Raw genomic sequence first — 16986 nt, 5'->3', positions numbered from 1 at the left:
GCGAGCAGGCTCGCTCCTACAGGGAGGCGGGCAAACGCTGGTTGACCCAAGGCATCTGTGATGAAATGCGACCCCAATCCCCATCGCGACACGTCGCCATCACTTGCCGTGAAACCCCGTCTGATTCGTCACCTGTTCCTGCCACCACTGATCATCGCCATGATGATCGGCCTGGGCTATATCGGCTTCTGGATCAGTGAACACTATGGCATCCGCAGCCTTGGCGAGAACGGCCAGCGTCAGCTGGAACTGCACGCCCGTGCCGTCGAAAGCGAAATCAGCAAATACACCTACCTGCCCAGCCTGCTGGAGCTCGAAACCAGCGTTTCGCAGTTGCTGGCCGACCCGACCCCGGAACACCGGCAAACGGTCAACGATTACCTCGAAGGCCTGAACCGGCGCAGCCGCAGTCGGGCCATCTATGTGATGGACACCACCGGCCGCGTCATGGCCACCAGCAACTGGCGCGACTTCGACAGTTACCTGGGTGAAGACCTGTCCTTCCGTGCTTATTTCCAGAACGCCATACGGGGTCAGCCGGGGCGCTTCTATGGCATCGGCAGTACCAACGGCGAACCCGGTTACTACCTGGCCCACGGCCTGGAAGAACACGGCAAGATCATCGGCGTCGCGGTGGTCAAGGTACGCCTGGAGGCCATGGAAGAGCGCTGGCAGCGGGCACGCCTGGAAGCCTTCGTCAGCGACGAGAACGGCATCATCATTCTGTCCAGCGATCCGGCCCGGCGTTTGAAGTCGGTGGTGCCGCTGAGCGAAGAAACCAAGGAAAAACTCGCCCGCAGCCTGCAGTACTACTGGTTCCCGCTTAACGAACTGCAACCGCTGGCCCGGGAAACCCTGTCCGAAGGCGTGGAGAAACTGACTTTTCCGGCCAACAGTGAACTGGCTGCCGACGAAGAAAACATCAGCTATCTGGCACAAACCCGCAACTTGAGCGACACACCGTGGAATTTCACCCTGCTCACGCCGCTGCAGGACTTGCGCCGCGAAGCGATCAACCAGGGAATTCTGGTGGCCGTGGCGTTTGCTCTCCTGGCGTTCCTGCTGATCGCCTGGAACGAGCGGCGCAAGGTGATTGCCACCCGCCTCGCGGCCCGGGAAGCCTTGCAGGAAGCCAACAGTCAACTGGAGCGTCGGATTACCGAACGCACCACCGACCTGCGCGCCAGCAACGAGCGGCTCAAGGGGCAGATCCGCGAGCGCCGGCACGCCGAAGAGACCTTGCGCCGCGCCCAGGATGAACTGGTACAGGCCGGAAAGCTCGCGGCCATCGGCCAGATGTCCACCAGCATCGCCCACGAACTGAACCAGCCGCTGGCGGCGCTGCGCACCTTGTCCGGCAATACCGTGCGCTTCCTCGAACGCGGCCAGCTCGACGTGGCCAGCACCAACCTCAAGACCATCAACGAACTGATCGACCGCATGGGCAGGATCACCGCCAGCCTGCGCTCGTTCGCCCGGCGCGGGGATGACAAAGGCCAGGCCTGTCTCGGCAAAGCAGTGGACGCGGCCTTGCAATTGCTCGGCGGCCGGGTGGAAAACATTCAGCTGCAATTGCACCGCGACTTCAGCGATGTGCAGGTGCAAATCGACCAGACCCGCCTGGAGCAGATTCTGGTCAACCTCATCGGCAACGCCCTGGATGCGATGCAAGCGCAGCCGCTGCCGGAGTTGTGGCTCGAAGGCGAAGTGTCCGAAGGCAAATACCGGTTGCGCGTGCGTGACAACGGCCACGGCATTGACGCCGAAGCGCGCAAGCACCTGTTCGAACCCTTCTTCACCACCAAACCCGGCGAACAGGGCCTGGGCCTTGGCCTGACCCTTTCCGCCAGCCTGGCCGCCGCCACCGGCGGTCACCTGGGTGTCGAGCACCCGTCCAGCGGTGGCACCGCATTCGTCCTCAGTTTACCGTTGGTAAGCCCCACTCCCGCCGAGCCAATATGAACAACGACCTTAGTGTATTGATCGTCGAAGACGACCCCCATGTGCTGCTCGGCTGCCAACAGGCGCTGACCCTGGAAGACATTCCCTGCATTGGCGTGGGCAGCGCCGAAGAAGCCCTGGAGCGGGTCGGCGACAACTTCGCCGGCATCGTCGTCAGCGACATTCGTCTGCCGGGCATCGATGGTCTGGAATTGCTGACCCGGCTCAAGGCCCGCGACCGCAGTCTGCCGGTGGTGCTGATCACCGGGCATGGCGACATCTCCATGGCCGTCGGCGCGATGCAGAAAGGCGCCTACGACTTCATGGAAAAGCCGTTCTCCCCCGAGCGACTGGTGGATGTCGCCCGCCGCGCCCTGGAGCAACGCAGCCTGGCGCGGGAGGTATCGTCGCTGCGTCGGCAACTGGCCGAGCGCGACTCCCTCGAAGGGCGGATCATCGGACGCTCGCCGGCCATGCAGAACCTGCGGGAACTGATCGCCAACGTCGCCGATACCTCGGCCAACGTGCTGATCGAAGGCGAGACTGGCACCGGCAAGGAACTGGTTGCGCGCTGCCTGCATGATTTCAGTCGGCGCCACACCCGGCAGTTCGTCGCCCTGAACTGCGGCGGCCTGCCGGAGAACCTCTTCGAAAGCGAAATCTTCGGCCACGAGGCCAACGCCTTTACCGGCGCGGGTAAACGCCGGATCGGCAAGATCGAACACGCCGACGGCGGCACGCTGTTCCTCGACGAAGTGGAAAGCATGCCCCTGCCCCTGCAGATCAAGCTGCTGCGGGTGTTGCAGGAACGCACGCTTGAACGACTCGGCTCGAACCAGAGCGTGGCAGTGGATTGCCGTGTCATCGCGGCGACCAAATCCGATCTCGTCGAGTCGAGCAAGGCCGGCGAATTCCGCAGCGACCTGTATTACCGACTCAACGTGGTGACCCTGGAACTGCCGCCGCTGCGTGAGCGCCGCGAGGACATCCTGCAACTGTTCGAACACTTCCTGCAGCAGTCGTCCCTGCGCTTCGATCGCATCGCGCCGGAGCTGGACAACCAGACCGTTTCGAACCTGATGAGCCACGACTGGCCGGGCAACGTGCGTGAACTGCGCAACGTTGCCGAGCGCTTTGCCCTGGGCTTGCCGGCGTTCAAGAAAACCGGTGTCGGCGGCGGCAGTCAGGGCCTGGCCTTTGCCGAAGCAGTGGAAGCGTTCGAACGCAACTTGCTCAGCGATGCCTTGCAACGCAGCGGCGGCAACCTGACCCAGGCCAGCCAGGAACTGGGCATGGCCAAGACCACGCTGTTCGACAAAGTGAAAAAATACGGTCTGAGTCATTGAGCGAACCTGCGCTCGCTTCAGTTGAATTTGTAGGCAATCGCCGCCTGTACTTCACCCTGGTCCGGGTGGCCGAGTTCCTTGACGAGACTGCTGTCCGCCGCCGAACCGGTCAGGTGAATCCAGCTGACACTGGTCAGCAGTGACCAATGGCCGGCCAGTGGCATTTCGAAGCTCTGGGTCAATGCCACATTCTGCAACCCGCCACTGGCGTTGAAGGGTCGAATACCCGAGGCCTGCGATTCATCGGCACTGACTCCGAAGAACGTCCGGTTCTGCCGGGCATCGACAAAATGGGCGGTCAGGTTACTGCTGCCGATCACCCCGCCCCCCAGCGGATAGCCCACCTCGCCGCCCACCCGGCCCAACACGCCACCCTGTCCGCTGCCCCCGCCCAGCGCCTGACCGACGGAGGCGAACACTCGCCAGAAATCGGCTGGCGCGTACTGCACAAAAGCGCCGACCTCGCCCATGTCCGGGACATCCTGCAGGCCTCGCAGGGTGCCGTTGGCGGTTCGCCCGGGCAGGTAACCGACAAACGGCCCCGCGCTGAAGCCGTCAGCCTTGAACGCGCTCCAGGTCAGGCCATCGTCGGTGCCGAGGCTGACATCGCCCCAATCCAGATCGAAGTAAGGCACAGGCCGGGTTTCGTAGCGGCTGCCACTCGGATCATGGGGCTGATAGCTGAGGCCAAGGCCGGCCTTACCGGTGATCGCATCGGCGTGAACATCGAATGAAAGGCAGGCCAGCACGGCCAACAGCGCAATGGTGATCCTCGACATGAGGCTCGCTCCTTATCGGCATCTGCGCGCATCAATCCCCGGATTGCCCGCCCCGTGCAAGCACTCATGTTGTTTGTAGCGACCTACAAAAAACGTAGCTTCACCGCGATCTGAATCCGCCAGAACCCCAGCCCTGCGGGGCCAAACCGGTTTGGCACAGTCCCTGCTCTACCCCTTTGGCAGCGCAAGCAGCGCGACCTGCACTCGCTTGATCCAAGAAAGGTACAGCAGATGAATGACTGGCATATCGTGTGTGACTTCGACGGAACCATCACCCGCACCGACGTGATCGACGGCATCCTCCAGCGATTCGCCGACCCGAGTTGGGAAGCCATCGAAAACGAGTGGCTGGCGGGCGACATCGGTTCGCGCGAGTGCCTCGGCCGCCAGCTCTCGCTGGTCAAGGCATCGCCCGGCGAACTGCTCGGGTTCTTCGACAGCATCGACATCGACCCGGACTTCCCCGACTTCGTCGACCACGTGATCGGCCTCGGTGCCTCGCTTGAAGTGGTCAGCGACGGCATCGAGCAGGGCATTGCACGCATCCTGGCGCGCCACTACGTCAGCCTGTTGCCGATCCTTGCCAACCGCTTGCGCCAGGTCGATCACGACAGCTGGCGCATCGACTTCCCCCATGCCAGCGACGCCTGCCGCGCCGCGGCCGGCAACTGCAAATGCAAATCCACGCCCGGCACCAAACACGTGCTGGTGATCGGTGACGGCCAGTCCGACCTGTGCGTGGCGGGCACCGCCGACTTCGTGTTCGCCAAGGATCGCCTCGCCGAGCACTGCGAACGAAATGGCATCGCCTACGCACGCTTCGACAGCTTCGCCGAACTCCCTGCCCTGCTGGCCCTGCTGCCGATTGCCGGCGCGGCCAGCGCTACCTCTTTCACCGTCGAAACACAGGAATACTTCCACCATGTCTGATATTCGAATCGCTACTGCCGAAGACCAAATCCTGCTGGAAAAAGAAGCGCGGTATTGCTCCTACGGCGACACCGTTCACTACATCGAACCGCCGCGCATTTTCAGCCGCTGCGAAGGTTCCTACGTCTGGGACACCAGCGACCAGGCCTACCTGGACCTGCAAATGTGGTACTCGGCGGTCAATTTCGGCTACGCCAACCCGCGTCTGAACAACGCGCTGAAGCAGCAGATCGACACCCTGCCGCAGATCGCCAGCCAATACCTGCACAAAGGCAAGATCGAACTCTCGGAAATGATTGCCGTGGACGCGAAGAAAAAATTCGGTCTCGACGGTCGTGTGCATTTCAACGTTGGTGGTTCGCAGTCCATCGAGGACTCGCTGAAAGTCGTGCGTAACGCCAGCAACGGCAAAAGCCTGATGTTCGCGTTCGAGGGCGGCTACCACGGTCGCACCCTCGGTGCCTCGTCGATCACCTCCAGCTACCGCTATCGTCGCCGCTACGGCCACTTCGGCGAGCGCGCCAATTTCATTCCGTTCCCGTATCACTTCCGCGGCCCCAAAGGCATGACCAAGGAGGAGTACGGCAGCCATTGCGTGCAACAATTCGCCCGCCTGTTCGAGACCGAATACAACGGCGTCTGGGATCCGAAAGTCGGCCAGAGCGAATATGCCGCGTTCTACGTCGAGCCGATCCAGGGCACTGGCGGCTATGTCATACCGCCAATGAACTTCTACAGCGAACTCAAGCATGTGCTCGATCAGCACGGCATCCTGATGGTGGTCGATGAAATCCAGATGGGCTTCTACCGCACCGGCAAGTTGTGGTCGATCGAACACTTCGACGTCAAACCGGACGTGATCGTCTTCGGCAAAGCCTTGACCAATGGTCTCAACCCGCTGGGTGGCATCTGGGCGAAAGAAGAACTGATCAACCCGAAAGTCTTCCCGCCGGGCTCCACTCACTCGACCTTCGCCTCCAATCCGTTGGGCACCGCCGTCGGCCTGGAAATGTTCAAGATGACCAGCGAAGTCGATTACGGCGCGATGGTCATGAACAAGGGCAAATACTTCCTCGAGGGCCTGAAAGACCTGCAGAAACGCTACCCGATCATCGGCGACGTCGACGGCCTGGGCCTGGCCCTGCGTTGCGAGATCTGCACGGCGGATGGCTTTACCCCGGACAAGGCAACCCTGGACTTCATGGTCGAAGAGGGCATGAAGGGCGACATCGAAATCGACGGCAGACGCCTGGGCCTGATTCTCGACGTTGGCGGCTACTACAAGAACGTCATCACCCTGGCACCGTCGCTGGAAATCAGCTACCCGGAGATCGACCTCGGTATCGCCCTGCTCGACCGCCTGCTCGCCCGGGCGATGAAACGATGAACGCCGCCGTTCCAGTCGATGGTATCGACATGGGTGAAGGCACTGCCGGGTTCGTTCTCGGCAGTGGCGAGGTTGCGGTGCTGCTGATCCACGGCCTGACCGGCACCCCGACGGAACTGCGTCGGGTGGCCATGGGCCTGGCCAAGGCCGGCCATACGGTTTACGTGCCGACCCTGGCCGGTCACTGCGGCGACAACGCCGACCTGCAAGCCAGCGGTTGGCGCGACTGGTACGAAAGCGCACGCAACACCTTCGTTGGCGTGCGCCGCAAGCATGCCCATGTGTTCGTCGGCGGATTGTCCATGGGCGCGGTGCTGTCGATGTACCTGGCAGCGGAACACCCGGGGCAGATCGAAGGCTTGCTGCTGTACTCGACGACGCTGCGCTACGACGGTTGGAACATGCCCTGGGTGGCGAAATTGAGCAGCCTGGTGATGTCGATCCCGTTTGGCGTGCACCTGTGCCGGTTCAACGAAAAACCGCCCTATGGCATCAAGGACGAACGCTTGCGGGCCATCGTCGAACGGCAGATGCGGGCCGGCGATAGCGGCAATGCCGGGTTGCTCACCATGTCCGGGGTCAGTGTCCGTGAACTGCACCGACTGGTGGCGGCGGTGAAAAAACGCATGCCGCAGATCACCACCCAGGCGCTGGTGTTGCACTCACGCGAAGACGACATCACCAGTCGCTGGAACGCCGACTACGTGGAGCGCAAACTCGGTGGCCCGGTGGTGAAGATCCTGCTCGACGACTGCTATCACATGATTACCGTCGACCTGCAATATCGGCGCGTCGTGGAGCTGAGCGCGGACTTTATCCAGCGTCGTTTCATGCAGCAGCGAACTACGCTGTTACCGACGCCCCCGGTGTACCGGCAACTGGCATAACTCTAGGAGAATATGTGACAACAGCCCGACGTCCTGAAGCCCGACCTTTTGCCCTCTCCGGCTGGAGCCTGCAACGCAAACTGGTGCTGGCGTTCTGGCTGGTCAGCGTGATCCCGACCATGATCGCCGCAGAACTCGCGGCGACCACCCTGTCACAGATTTTCGACAGCAACGTACGGATCTGGCTGCAGGAATCGACCAAGATCGTCGAGGACGAAATCACCGAGATCCTCCACGAGAACGCCCGGGCCGCTCAGCTGTTCCTGCGTTTTACACGCTCGCCCACCGACGAGTTGACCGCCCGGTATGACCGATTGACGGCCGATATCGCCGACTCCATGGGCATCGATGTGGTTGCGCTGGTGCGCAACAGCGATCACAAAGTGGTGTTCAGCACCGCGGCCGACGACATCATCCGGCAGATCAGCACCGCCCCCAAAGCGGTGCTGCAAACCTTGCAGGTCGGCGGTGTAGCGACCGGCGCAGTGGTGTCGACATTCGAGACCGAACTGGACGGCGTCGACTACAAGATGATCGTCGCCACCTACCTCGACAGCAGCTTCCTGACCAGCGTGGCCGACGTGCACTCCCTGGATTTGCGGCTGTACCTGGCCAAGGACGACAACTTCTCGGAGATATTTTCGACCCAGCGCTTCGAAGATCACCCGGCGGCGGTGCCGGAAAAAATCGAACAGACCCTGCGCAACACCAAGCAACCGATCGAGCAATCGACCAACCGCTACAGCGGCATCTACCGGCCGATCCTCAGCGAAAGTGGCGAATTGCAAGGCGTGATTTTCAGCGGCCTGTTGCGTCACACCAGCCTGGTCGGGCTGGTGAACCAGAGCAATCTGTTCATCCTGATTTTCCTGCTCAGTTCGGGCGCTTCGCTGGCGGTCGGCTGGTTGGTGTCCCAGCGCCTGACCAAACCCTTGAGCAACCTGTCCAAGGGCGTCCAGGCCGTTATCGCCGGAGATTACCGCCAGCGTTTACCGGTCACCGGGGGCGACGAACTGGCAGAACTGAGCAGCACCTTCAACCTGATGAGCGAGCGCCTGGGGGAGTTGCAGCATCTGGAATCACAGTTGCGCCGACGTGATCGCTTGCACGCGCTGGGCGAAGTGGCGATGGGCCTGGCCCATGAAATCCGCAACCCGCTGGGCATCATCAAGACCGCTACGCAGCTATTGCATCGGCGCACCGACTTGCCCGAGTCCGACAAGCGTCACCTCGAATACGTGGTCAGTGAAGTCAGCCGGATCAACGACCTGATTACCGAATTCCTCGACTTCGCCAAGCCCAGCGCGCCGATGCGCTCGACACAACCGGCGCGGCAGGTGGTGGATGAACTGATCGGCTTCTGCGCCCCGGAACTGGCCAGCCACCGGATCGACGTGCAGGTAGACGATCACGCCACCGGCGCGACCTTGTACGCCGACGCGCGGCAACTCAAGCAGGCCGGCCTGAACCTGATCGTCAATGCCATCGACGCCATGCCCGACGGCGGTCGCCTGACGGTCACGATCAGCCGCGAAACGCCCTATACCGTGATCGGCATCCGCGACACCGGCCAGGGCATCGACGCCGACATGCTGGAGCGGATCTTCACGCCATTCGTCACCACCAAGGCCTCGGGCACGGGCCTGGGGCTGGCGAAGGTGTTCTCGATCATGGAAAGTCATGACGGACGCATCGAGTGCGTCAGTCAAAAGGATGCCGGCGCCACCTTCAGCCTGTACATTCCGGCCAGCGGTGAACACTTCGACGAGGGCAACGATGACGCATAACGTACTGGTGGTCGACGACGAGCCCAAGCTCTGCGACTTGCTCGCCTCGGCATTGAGTCAGAACGGCATCGGCGTATTTACCGCCGGCAATGGCCTGCACGCGCTCAAGGTGCTGGAGGCCGAAGACATCGACCTGGTGATCAGCGACTGGCGCATGCCCGGCATGGACGGCCCGCAACTGCTGGCAGAAATCAAAAGCCGTTATCCACAGCTGCCGGTGATTGTCATGACCGCCTACAGCACGGTGAAAAACGCCGTGCAGTCGATGCGCAACGGCGCCTTCGACTATATCGCCAAGCCGTTCGACATCGACGAACTGGACATCACTGTCAGCAAGGCCCTGCAGTTTCGCGACATCCTCAAAGACAACCAGCGCATGCGCGCCGAACTCGACGAACACCAGCAGATCGACAGCCTGATCGGCGACAGCCCGAGTTTTCGGCGAGTCCTGCACGCGATCGAATCCGTGCGCGAGAGCAACGCCACGATCCTGCTGACCGGCGAAAGCGGCACCGGCAAGGAGATGGTCGCGCGGGCGATCCACAAGCACGGTAACCGTGCCGACCAACCTTTCGTCGCGGTCAACTGTGCGGCGATCCCCGAAGGCCTGCTGGAAAGCGAAATGTTCGGCCACCGCAAAGGCGCGTTCACCGGGGCTGTGACCGACCGTGTCGGACGCTTCATGCAGGCCGACAAGGGCACGCTGTTTCTCGATGAAATCGGTGAAATGCCGTTGCCCCTGCAAGCGAAGATCCTGCGGGCACTGCAAGAGCGGGTCATCGAACCGGTGGGCGATCCGCGCGAGCGCAAGGTCGATGTGCGGGTCATTGCGGCCACCAACAAGAACCTGCTGGAGGCGGTGGCGAACAAGGAGTTTCGCGAAGACCTCTATTACCGCCTCAATGTGTTCCCGATTCCCCTGCCGGCCTTGCGTGAGCGCGCTGAAGACATCGCCCCGCTGGCCCGGCACTTCGCCCACATCCTGGGCGCCACGGCGGGCAAACGCATCAATGGGTTCAGCCCCGCAGCGCTGCAAGCCATGAGCCAATACGCGTGGCCGGGCAATATTCGCGAACTGCAGAACTGCGTGGAGCGCGCGACCATTGTCGCGTCCGGCGCGGTGATTGAAGACGTTGACCTGCCGGACTACCTGTTTGCTTCACGGCCCGCCGACAACGGCGCGGTCTTCATCGAGGGCAGCAGCATCCCGTCGGATCTGGACGCGGCGCTGGCGCAAACCGAAAAGTCATACATTCTCGCCGCCCTTGCCCAGAGCAACGGCGTGCAGGCCGCCGCCGCCCAACTGATCGGGATTTCCGAGCGCAGCTTCTGGTACCGCCTGAAAAAGCTGGGCATTCACGTGGACAAAATCGTTCGCTGAGCGTTACCCCTGTAGGAGCGAGGTGTTACAGAAGATTGTGTTCTGCCACCGGCTCGATTTGTGCCCAATGCGAAGTGTCTTCACGGTGCTCACGCAGGTACGGCAATACGGCCGCCAGCAGCGGTGCCTTGAACGCCTCCTGGAAGCGATGGGCCAACCCTGGGATCAGGATCAACTGGCTGCCACGCAAGTGCGCCGCAAGGTGTACACCATGCATCACCGGCAATAGCGGATCGGCCGTGCCGTGCACCACCAGCGCCGGGACCCGCAATTGGTTGAGCAGCGCCACCCGGCTCGGCTCGGCGAGGATGGCCATGATCTGGCGTTTCACGCCTTCGGGATTGAACGCCCGGTCATATGACAGCGCCGCTTGGTGCAGCAGCACCTGACGATCGTCAGTCACCATCGGGCTACCCAACGCCGCCAGTAAATCCGCCTGTTGCTCCAGCGCCACTTCACGATTCGGTGCGCTCCGACGGGCAAGCAGTTGCACCAGCGCGGCACTGGGTGCCGGCAAGCCTTCGGCGCCTGAAGAGGTCATGATCAGGGTCAGGCTCTCGACCCGCTGCGGCGCCATGGCCGCCATGTGCTGGGCGATCATTCCGCCCATGCTAGCGCCCAACACGTGAAATTGATCGATGTGCAAGGCATCCATCAAGCCCAGGCCATCGTCGGCCATGTCGGTCAGCGAGTACGGTGCCGACACCGGCAAGCCGAGTTTGTAGCGCAGCACTTCGAACGTCAGGTTGGCCTCGCCCGGTGCCTGTCGCCAGGTCGAAAGGCCGACATCGCGGTTGTCATAGCGAATCACCCGAAAACCCTGTTGGCACAGGGCAACCACCACTTCGTCCGGCCAGTGGATCAACTGCCCGCCGAGCCCCATCACCAACAGCAACGCCGGATCCGATGCGCGGCCGATGCTCTGATACGCCAGGCTTACCTGGGCCAGATCCACCCGTTCGGTCGGAACATTGACGTCACAACGCGAGGCCGCCAGAGACGGCAGGCCGAACACCAGCGCGGCCAAAAATACGATTCGTGAAAAAAATGCAGCACCCATGGAAAAACACCAAAACGCAGAACCCCAGTAGAGCGCGAGTCTGATGAAGTTTGTACAAGCGCGCTGCCACAGTTCCATGACAGTTTGATGAAGAGTGCCGAGCGGTCGTCGAGCATAAACCGGCACCGCGCGATAACTATGTACCACCCGCTCCTTTCACAGTCGGCCTCCAATAGGCGCAACGCCGGCAATCGCCCGGCCTTTTGGAGACTCATCGTCATGGTTGACGAATTCATACCCCCTACGGCCAGTTTCGGCCTTACCCGACGCCTGCCATCCAATCCGGACCAGGGCCTGATCCTGAGCGCCTCGGCGAACTGCAAGGGTTACCGCGATCAATGGCTGGAGCTAATGGCGCAATCCCCGCGGCCGGTCCTCGATGACCATTGGTGGAGCGCACGCGCACGCGGTACGGATGTTACCCGCACGACACTGGCAACAAGGCTGTATCACCAGCATTTCGAGGCATCAAGCCAATTGGCGTTCGCCCTGGGCACCTTGACCGCCGAACAGCTCAAGGCACTTTTGCTGCTGATCGAACCCGCCGAGGCAGAAGCGGCGATCGACTCCTCTGCCATTTATGTAGAACGATTGGCGCTGGCAGGCGCCAATGGAATACGCGCCGAACTCATCGGAGCACTGGTCTTTACCCGGAACACCGACCAACCCGTCACCCAGCTGCTGTATCTGCCCTCTCGGCAATTGGCGTGGACGCGCTTCGAAAGTCGCAACGATTTGGAAACCTGGCTGATCGCAAATCGCCAGGCGTTGACCGCCACTGCGTCACAGGCAAGCGACCGCGTCCATTACACGGACCTAGGACGGTTGCCATTGGCCCGCAATGCCGAGTGGCTGCTGGGGCACATATCCACCGTCGAGGTGAATCATCAACAGCGCGAGGCCGTCTTTGCCCCACCCCCCGACCTATTGCCGGAAGACTCGAACGGGGACGAACCTGACGATAGCGATTCCCCGTTCGGTCTCTTGAACCCGGATATTGCGCCGGACCTGCGCCGCAAAGCCCTCGCCACCCAGCACACAGCGCTGGAAAGCCATTTGGACAATGACTTTTTTGACGACCGCAATGCCCCCGGTCGAAAGGCGCTCAAACAACAGCTCGAAACCTTGATGGACGCCGAACAGGCCAGCTTGACGGCTGCGTCGGCGTTGCTGGACATTCACGAACCGTCCAGCCTGCTGAACCTGCGCAGCCAGAAAAATTCGCATTACATGGCGCTCTATCAGGCCCGCCTGACCGGCCTGCGCGCCGAGGCAGACCTGCAACTGACCCTGAACCAGATCAGTGCCGTGGAGCATCAGTGGATCAAAACCGTACTGGATGCACCTGATCAAATGGATCGGCATACAGACGTGGTTACAGCCCGCCTGACCCTGTCGTCAACCGATGGCGATGGCGATAGCCGCACACATCAATCCCAGGAACTGGACGGCGTGCTGCTGTTCACCCATCCGTCCGCGCTGCTGACGGGCGAGCCCCATAGTCTGATGCTCTACTGGCCGGGTCATTTCGGCGGCCTGCAGCGCTTTGAGTCCCGCCAGGCCATGGAAAGGACCCTGTTCAAGCTGACCACCAACGAAAAGGCAATGGCGTTGCACCTTACGGCGCTGAGCCGCAACCCGTTCGAATACGCCTTGCAGAATCAGCTTCACAGCCATGAACAACAAATTGTCCGGCTGCTTGCCGAGAACCCCCTGCCACAACAAACCGATCAACGCCGACAGGCTCTGGAAAAATGGCGTGTGCAAACGATCGCCCTCCTGACTGTGCCGATCCCGGCGGCCCGGGAGCTTGCGTACACGCAACTGTTTGAACAGCATCAAAGCGGTGCGCTGGCTGACGCCTTGCCGCAATGGCTGGGTACGCTGTCCGAGGCCCAACGAGCGCGGTTCAAGGGTTTGTTCACGTCCTATATCAAGGCGATGAAGCGCTCACGACAATTGCTCGAACGCGACTTGCCATCACGGATCGTGTTCACCCAGGCAGCCATTGATGCCCGCCTGCAGGGGGAATTTTCCCTCACAAGCGCAGTGGAAGTGTCATTGGATATTCCCACCTCGACCCACTGGCAGAAAGTGGTCATGGAGGGCGCCGCACCGGGAACACCGCAACAAAACGTGCTGGTCGCCAGCCCGCAGCGCAGCACGCAATCGCTCGCCGAACTGGCACAGGGCAACATCGATCAAGCGATGTGGTGGCGACTGTCGTTCATGAAGGTCGAGGTCAGCGGCCCGGATGAGACAGAACGGCAGAAACTGAAATCCGCGATCACCCAGGACTATCTGCGCAGATTGATTACCGAGCTGGATCTGGCGGGAAAATATGAAACGCTCATTCGCGAAACCTTCCTTGGCACCGCGACGGCGTCGGCCTTCAGCATTGAGCATCGCCGCGAATGCCTGGGCGAACCATGGCGACTGATGCTCAAGCTGCAAGGCGAGTTCGCGGTGCTGCAACGACAGATCACTGCCGAAGGACTGCGGGTGCTGGAGATTGCCATCGATGCCAATAGCCGCGAAGCCTATGCGGCCAATGGCAAACGCATCGTGCTATTGCCGGTACACCTGACGGTGGGTGGTGAGGACACCCCCCACCAGGGACCGAGCACCCTGGCCGGCGTCACCTTCATAGAGGACCAGATCAGCGGCCTGACCTTGCTCTACCTGCCTGACAGCCCGGATGACATTTTCCTGCGTCAATACGACAGCCTCGAGGAGGCGCGCCGAGCCCTGTTCAATCTGTGCCTGCACACCCGAACGGTCAATTACCTGGCGAGCCGCGCAGTGGTCGGAGATTTCGATCGTCACGTCAGTCGGATCAACCAGGCGCGCCTGAAAAATTTCGACGCCATGATCGGCACCGGTATGGCCTGGCCGCCCACTACCTCATTGGCAACCCACCTGGTCAGTGTCCATATGGGCCGTTTGCTCGAAGCGCACCGCACGACCTCGCGCTCCAATGATGCCTTGTACCTGGAGCGGGTCGCATTGGAATCTGGTGAGGTGTTCAACTACCTGAGAATGGCTTTGGGCATGGTGCCATTCGTGGGAACGGCCATCGCGTTGCATGACGCCTGGACCAGTGCCAATCTGGCGGTTGGCGCGTTCCTGCATGGCGAACCCGGTCATGGCCTGGCCGAAGTGGAATCGATACTGTTGTCATTGGTCGACGCCGCAATGGACATTATTCCTGCCACCAGCGCGGGTGCCGGGGCAGCTGGGGCAGCTCGTTCTGCCACTCGTGTGCGACAGCTTGCAACTGTGGATAAAGTTCCAAAAGCGCTGCGCCGACTGACGTCAAAACGTCATGCCAAGCGAGCGGTCGAACGATTCGCCGGTTACGAATATGAACGTCCGATCAGCCTTGCCGGCCTGCAACCCGAAACCCACGGTATTTACCGCAATGTCTATCGGCATGCAGACGGCGACTTCATCGTTCGTCAGGGTCGCATTTTCCAGATCGAGTGGAGCACCGACTCACGAAACTGGCGTTTGACCGGCACTCGAATGAAAACCTACAAGCAACCGATTGCCGTCGATGACACGGGGCACTGGGACACTTACTACCACGTCTACGGCAAAACATTCGAAGGCGGAGGGCTCGGTGGCGGTGCGGTACTGGGCCATCTGGCCGACGGGCTTGATCCGTTCTGGCCCGCGGCCATTCGCGATCGAATGCCTCGCTGGTGGGTCGATCAGCGCTTTCGTCGGAATCACGCATTGACCGCTGCCGCCGATGACCTGGCGCCGCGGCTCGATGCCCAAGTCGCGCGCACCAATACCCTGCTGCAAAATCACAGCAGCAGCCCCGTTGAAAATCGCGCCGCACTCAGGCACGCCACCGAAACGTCCTGTATTACCGACATTGAAATGGCCTCCAGGCATTACCAGACACTGGTTGAGCTGATGCCTCTGACCCACGGCAATAAACGGCGTGCCCTTGTGGAAATGCAGAGCAATGACGCGCTGATCCTGGCTGACCGACACCAGCAGCGCCTGTACTTTGCCAATCATCGCGCATTCGAGTTGCTGGACCTGAGCGATTCCCTCATCCGCCGCCTGGACCGGATGCCACACGATGACATCCCCGCGCGCCTGCGCGTTCTGGAACGCATCAGAAAGGTACGCGTGGACTTCATCCGCGAACTGGACGCCATCGATGTCATCCATCGCGATTTCAATCTGTGGTACGAGCGCATGACGGTCGCCGCGCACAAGAGACAATTGACGCCAACCGCCAATATGCTGGCAGGACGCTTGAGCGAGGCCAACAAGCTTTACCTGAAAACCGGGCACCTGCTGGAAGTCATCAAGCGTTTCGATACGGCCGGCGATGTCTCGTGGCTCTATCTGCAACAGCAGTCCCGGAACCTGCGGGCCAGGATTGATCGTGCACTGTTCACTCAATTCAGCCTGTCCGAAGTCACCGCAACCAAGGCGCAACGGACTCAAATACTGCGCGACTGCCTCGATACGTACGAACAGTTTCGCCGCGACATGAAAGTCTGGACCGCCAGTTATCCACAGCACTTTCACCTGGAATGGGTCGCACCGTTGATGGAGGGTATCGAACGGATGGCCGAACGGGCACGCAAGGGCATTCAGGAACCGAAACCGCCCTCCGCTTCAGGGCATGGCAACAAGAAAATCTTTATTACCGATAACGATCAGCTACTGATCGGCGTCGAACACTGGGAGCCGACCACTCAAACGCGTCGATACACCCTGACCGGCCAAGGCGGAATCAACGAAGTCTGGGAGCAGGATACCCATGGCAAATTTCGCCTGATCAGTCCTGTGGAGCAACCGGCGCAAACCGTTCGAAGGGACCTGAATTCGTTGCTGGCCGATGCCCGCCGTCGACTCGATGCGGTGGACACTTACAAGGCCAAGGTCCAGAGCTACGCAGCCCAGGACATGCTGCCGGTCGACCTGGAACACATGCTGGTCAGCGAAGCCACGGAGTTGACGCTTCGGGCCCAGGCCATCGAACAGCTCTCGCCTACTGCGCCGATAGCCACGCAATTGCGCAATCGTGCTAATGAATTGACGCGAAACGCACGCACCCTGCGAATCGATCAGACCCTGAAAAGCACAACCCCTACCGAGGGCTACCTGGACTACCTGCTGGAACAGAAGGTGGTGGATATCCGCAAGGAAGGCAGTTTACGGGACCTGGGGAAACGCGCGGATGGCCGCAGGGATTTCCTGCAGGAGTACGAGGTGCGCGACCTGACCGGTGAGTCGGCGCGAACGCTATGGTATGCGCACTTCCACTACACCTCGGCGACGTCGCAATTCACCGACTTCGTCAAAGGCCACCTGAAGCTGCCCGCACAACGCAACCTCGGCCTGAAATGGCAGGAGGCTGCGGCCAGTAGCGGTGGGAAGGTGGAGTCGATCTGGCGCGGTAATATCGGCAAACCGCTGGGGGTAAAAATCTTTTCCGAACTCTGAATCGACAGCCCGG

At 61.2% G+C, this 16986-nt stretch carries 10 protein-coding genes; 8 read left to right on the top strand and 2 right to left on the bottom strand.

The genetic code is table 11. The annotated features are described in order from the left end of the window. Positions 1-60 precede the first annotated feature (60 nt). Together aauS and aauR are read left to right on the top strand one after the other, a co-directional pair. Positions 61-1962, top strand: a complete 1902-nt coding sequence (aauS, locus tag ACEN8E_RS04930; RefSeq protein ID WP_495591668.1) for a two-component sensor histidine kinase AauS — start codon at positions 61-63, stop codon at positions 1960-1962. Then, the gene (aauR, locus tag ACEN8E_RS04925; RefSeq protein ID WP_495591667.1) at positions 1959-3287 is read left to right on the top strand and encodes a two-component response regulator AauR; all 1329 of its coding nucleotides are present in this window, start codon (positions 1959-1961) and stop codon (positions 3285-3287) included. Before aauS ends, aauR begins: the two co-directional genes overlap by 4 nt. 17 nt (positions 3288-3304) lie before the next feature. Here aauR and ACEN8E_RS04920 read toward each other — a convergent pair whose 3' ends face one another. Further along, the gene (locus ACEN8E_RS04920) at positions 3305-4066 is read right to left on the bottom strand and encodes a MipA/OmpV family protein (protein WP_495591666.1); all 762 of its coding nucleotides are present in this window, start codon (positions 4064-4066) and stop codon (positions 3305-3307) included. 231 nt (positions 4067-4297) lie between these two features. Between ACEN8E_RS04920 and ACEN8E_RS04915 the strand changes: the two genes are divergently transcribed. From ACEN8E_RS04915 to ACEN8E_RS04895, 5 genes are read left to right on the top strand one after another with little or no spacing between them, the layout of a single operon-like run. After that, the gene (locus tag ACEN8E_RS04915) at positions 4298-4996 is read left to right on the top strand and encodes an MtnX-like HAD-IB family phosphatase (protein WP_495591665.1); all 699 of its coding nucleotides are present in this window, start codon (positions 4298-4300) and stop codon (positions 4994-4996) included. Beyond that, complete coding sequence (locus ACEN8E_RS04910; protein WP_495591664.1) at positions 4989-6383, top strand: aspartate aminotransferase family protein; 1395 nt, start codon at positions 4989-4991, stop codon at positions 6381-6383. Before ACEN8E_RS04915 ends, ACEN8E_RS04910 begins: the two co-directional genes overlap by 8 nt. Beyond that, the gene (locus tag ACEN8E_RS04905) at positions 6380-7270 is read left to right on the top strand and encodes an alpha/beta hydrolase (protein WP_495591663.1); all 891 of its coding nucleotides are present in this window, start codon (positions 6380-6382) and stop codon (positions 7268-7270) included. Before ACEN8E_RS04910 ends, ACEN8E_RS04905 begins: the two co-directional genes overlap by 4 nt. A gap of 14 nt (positions 7271-7284) precedes the next feature. Beyond that, entirely contained in the window at positions 7285-9057 is a 1773-nt protein-coding gene (locus tag ACEN8E_RS04900; RefSeq protein WP_495591662.1) for a sensor histidine kinase, read from the top strand. Further along, on the top strand, positions 9047-10438 hold the full coding sequence (locus ACEN8E_RS04895; protein WP_495591661.1) for a sigma-54-dependent transcriptional regulator: 1392 nt from the start codon (positions 9047-9049) through the stop codon (positions 10436-10438). The genes ACEN8E_RS04900 and ACEN8E_RS04895 overlap by 11 nt, the downstream gene beginning before the upstream one ends. A gap of 25 nt (positions 10439-10463) precedes the next feature. Here the strand turns inward: ACEN8E_RS04895 and ACEN8E_RS04890 are convergent, their stop codons facing one another. After that, entirely contained in the window at positions 10464-11498 is a 1035-nt protein-coding gene (locus ACEN8E_RS04890; protein ID WP_495591660.1) for an alpha/beta fold hydrolase, read from the bottom strand. A 219-nt stretch (positions 11499-11717) separates the two neighbouring features. Between ACEN8E_RS04890 and ACEN8E_RS04885 the strand changes: the two genes are divergently transcribed. After that, positions 11718-16973 (top strand): dermonecrotic toxin domain-containing protein, encoded by a 5256-nt coding sequence (locus ACEN8E_RS04885; RefSeq protein ID WP_495591659.1) that lies wholly within the window; start codon positions 11718-11720, stop codon positions 16971-16973. Positions 16974-16986: the final 13 nt, after the last annotated feature.

The sequence above is a fragment of the Pseudomonas sp. Pseusp9 genome (assembly GCF_059491265.1).
Note: the sequence above shows the minus strand (reverse complement) of the source record. Positions and strands in the feature narration are given on the sequence as shown.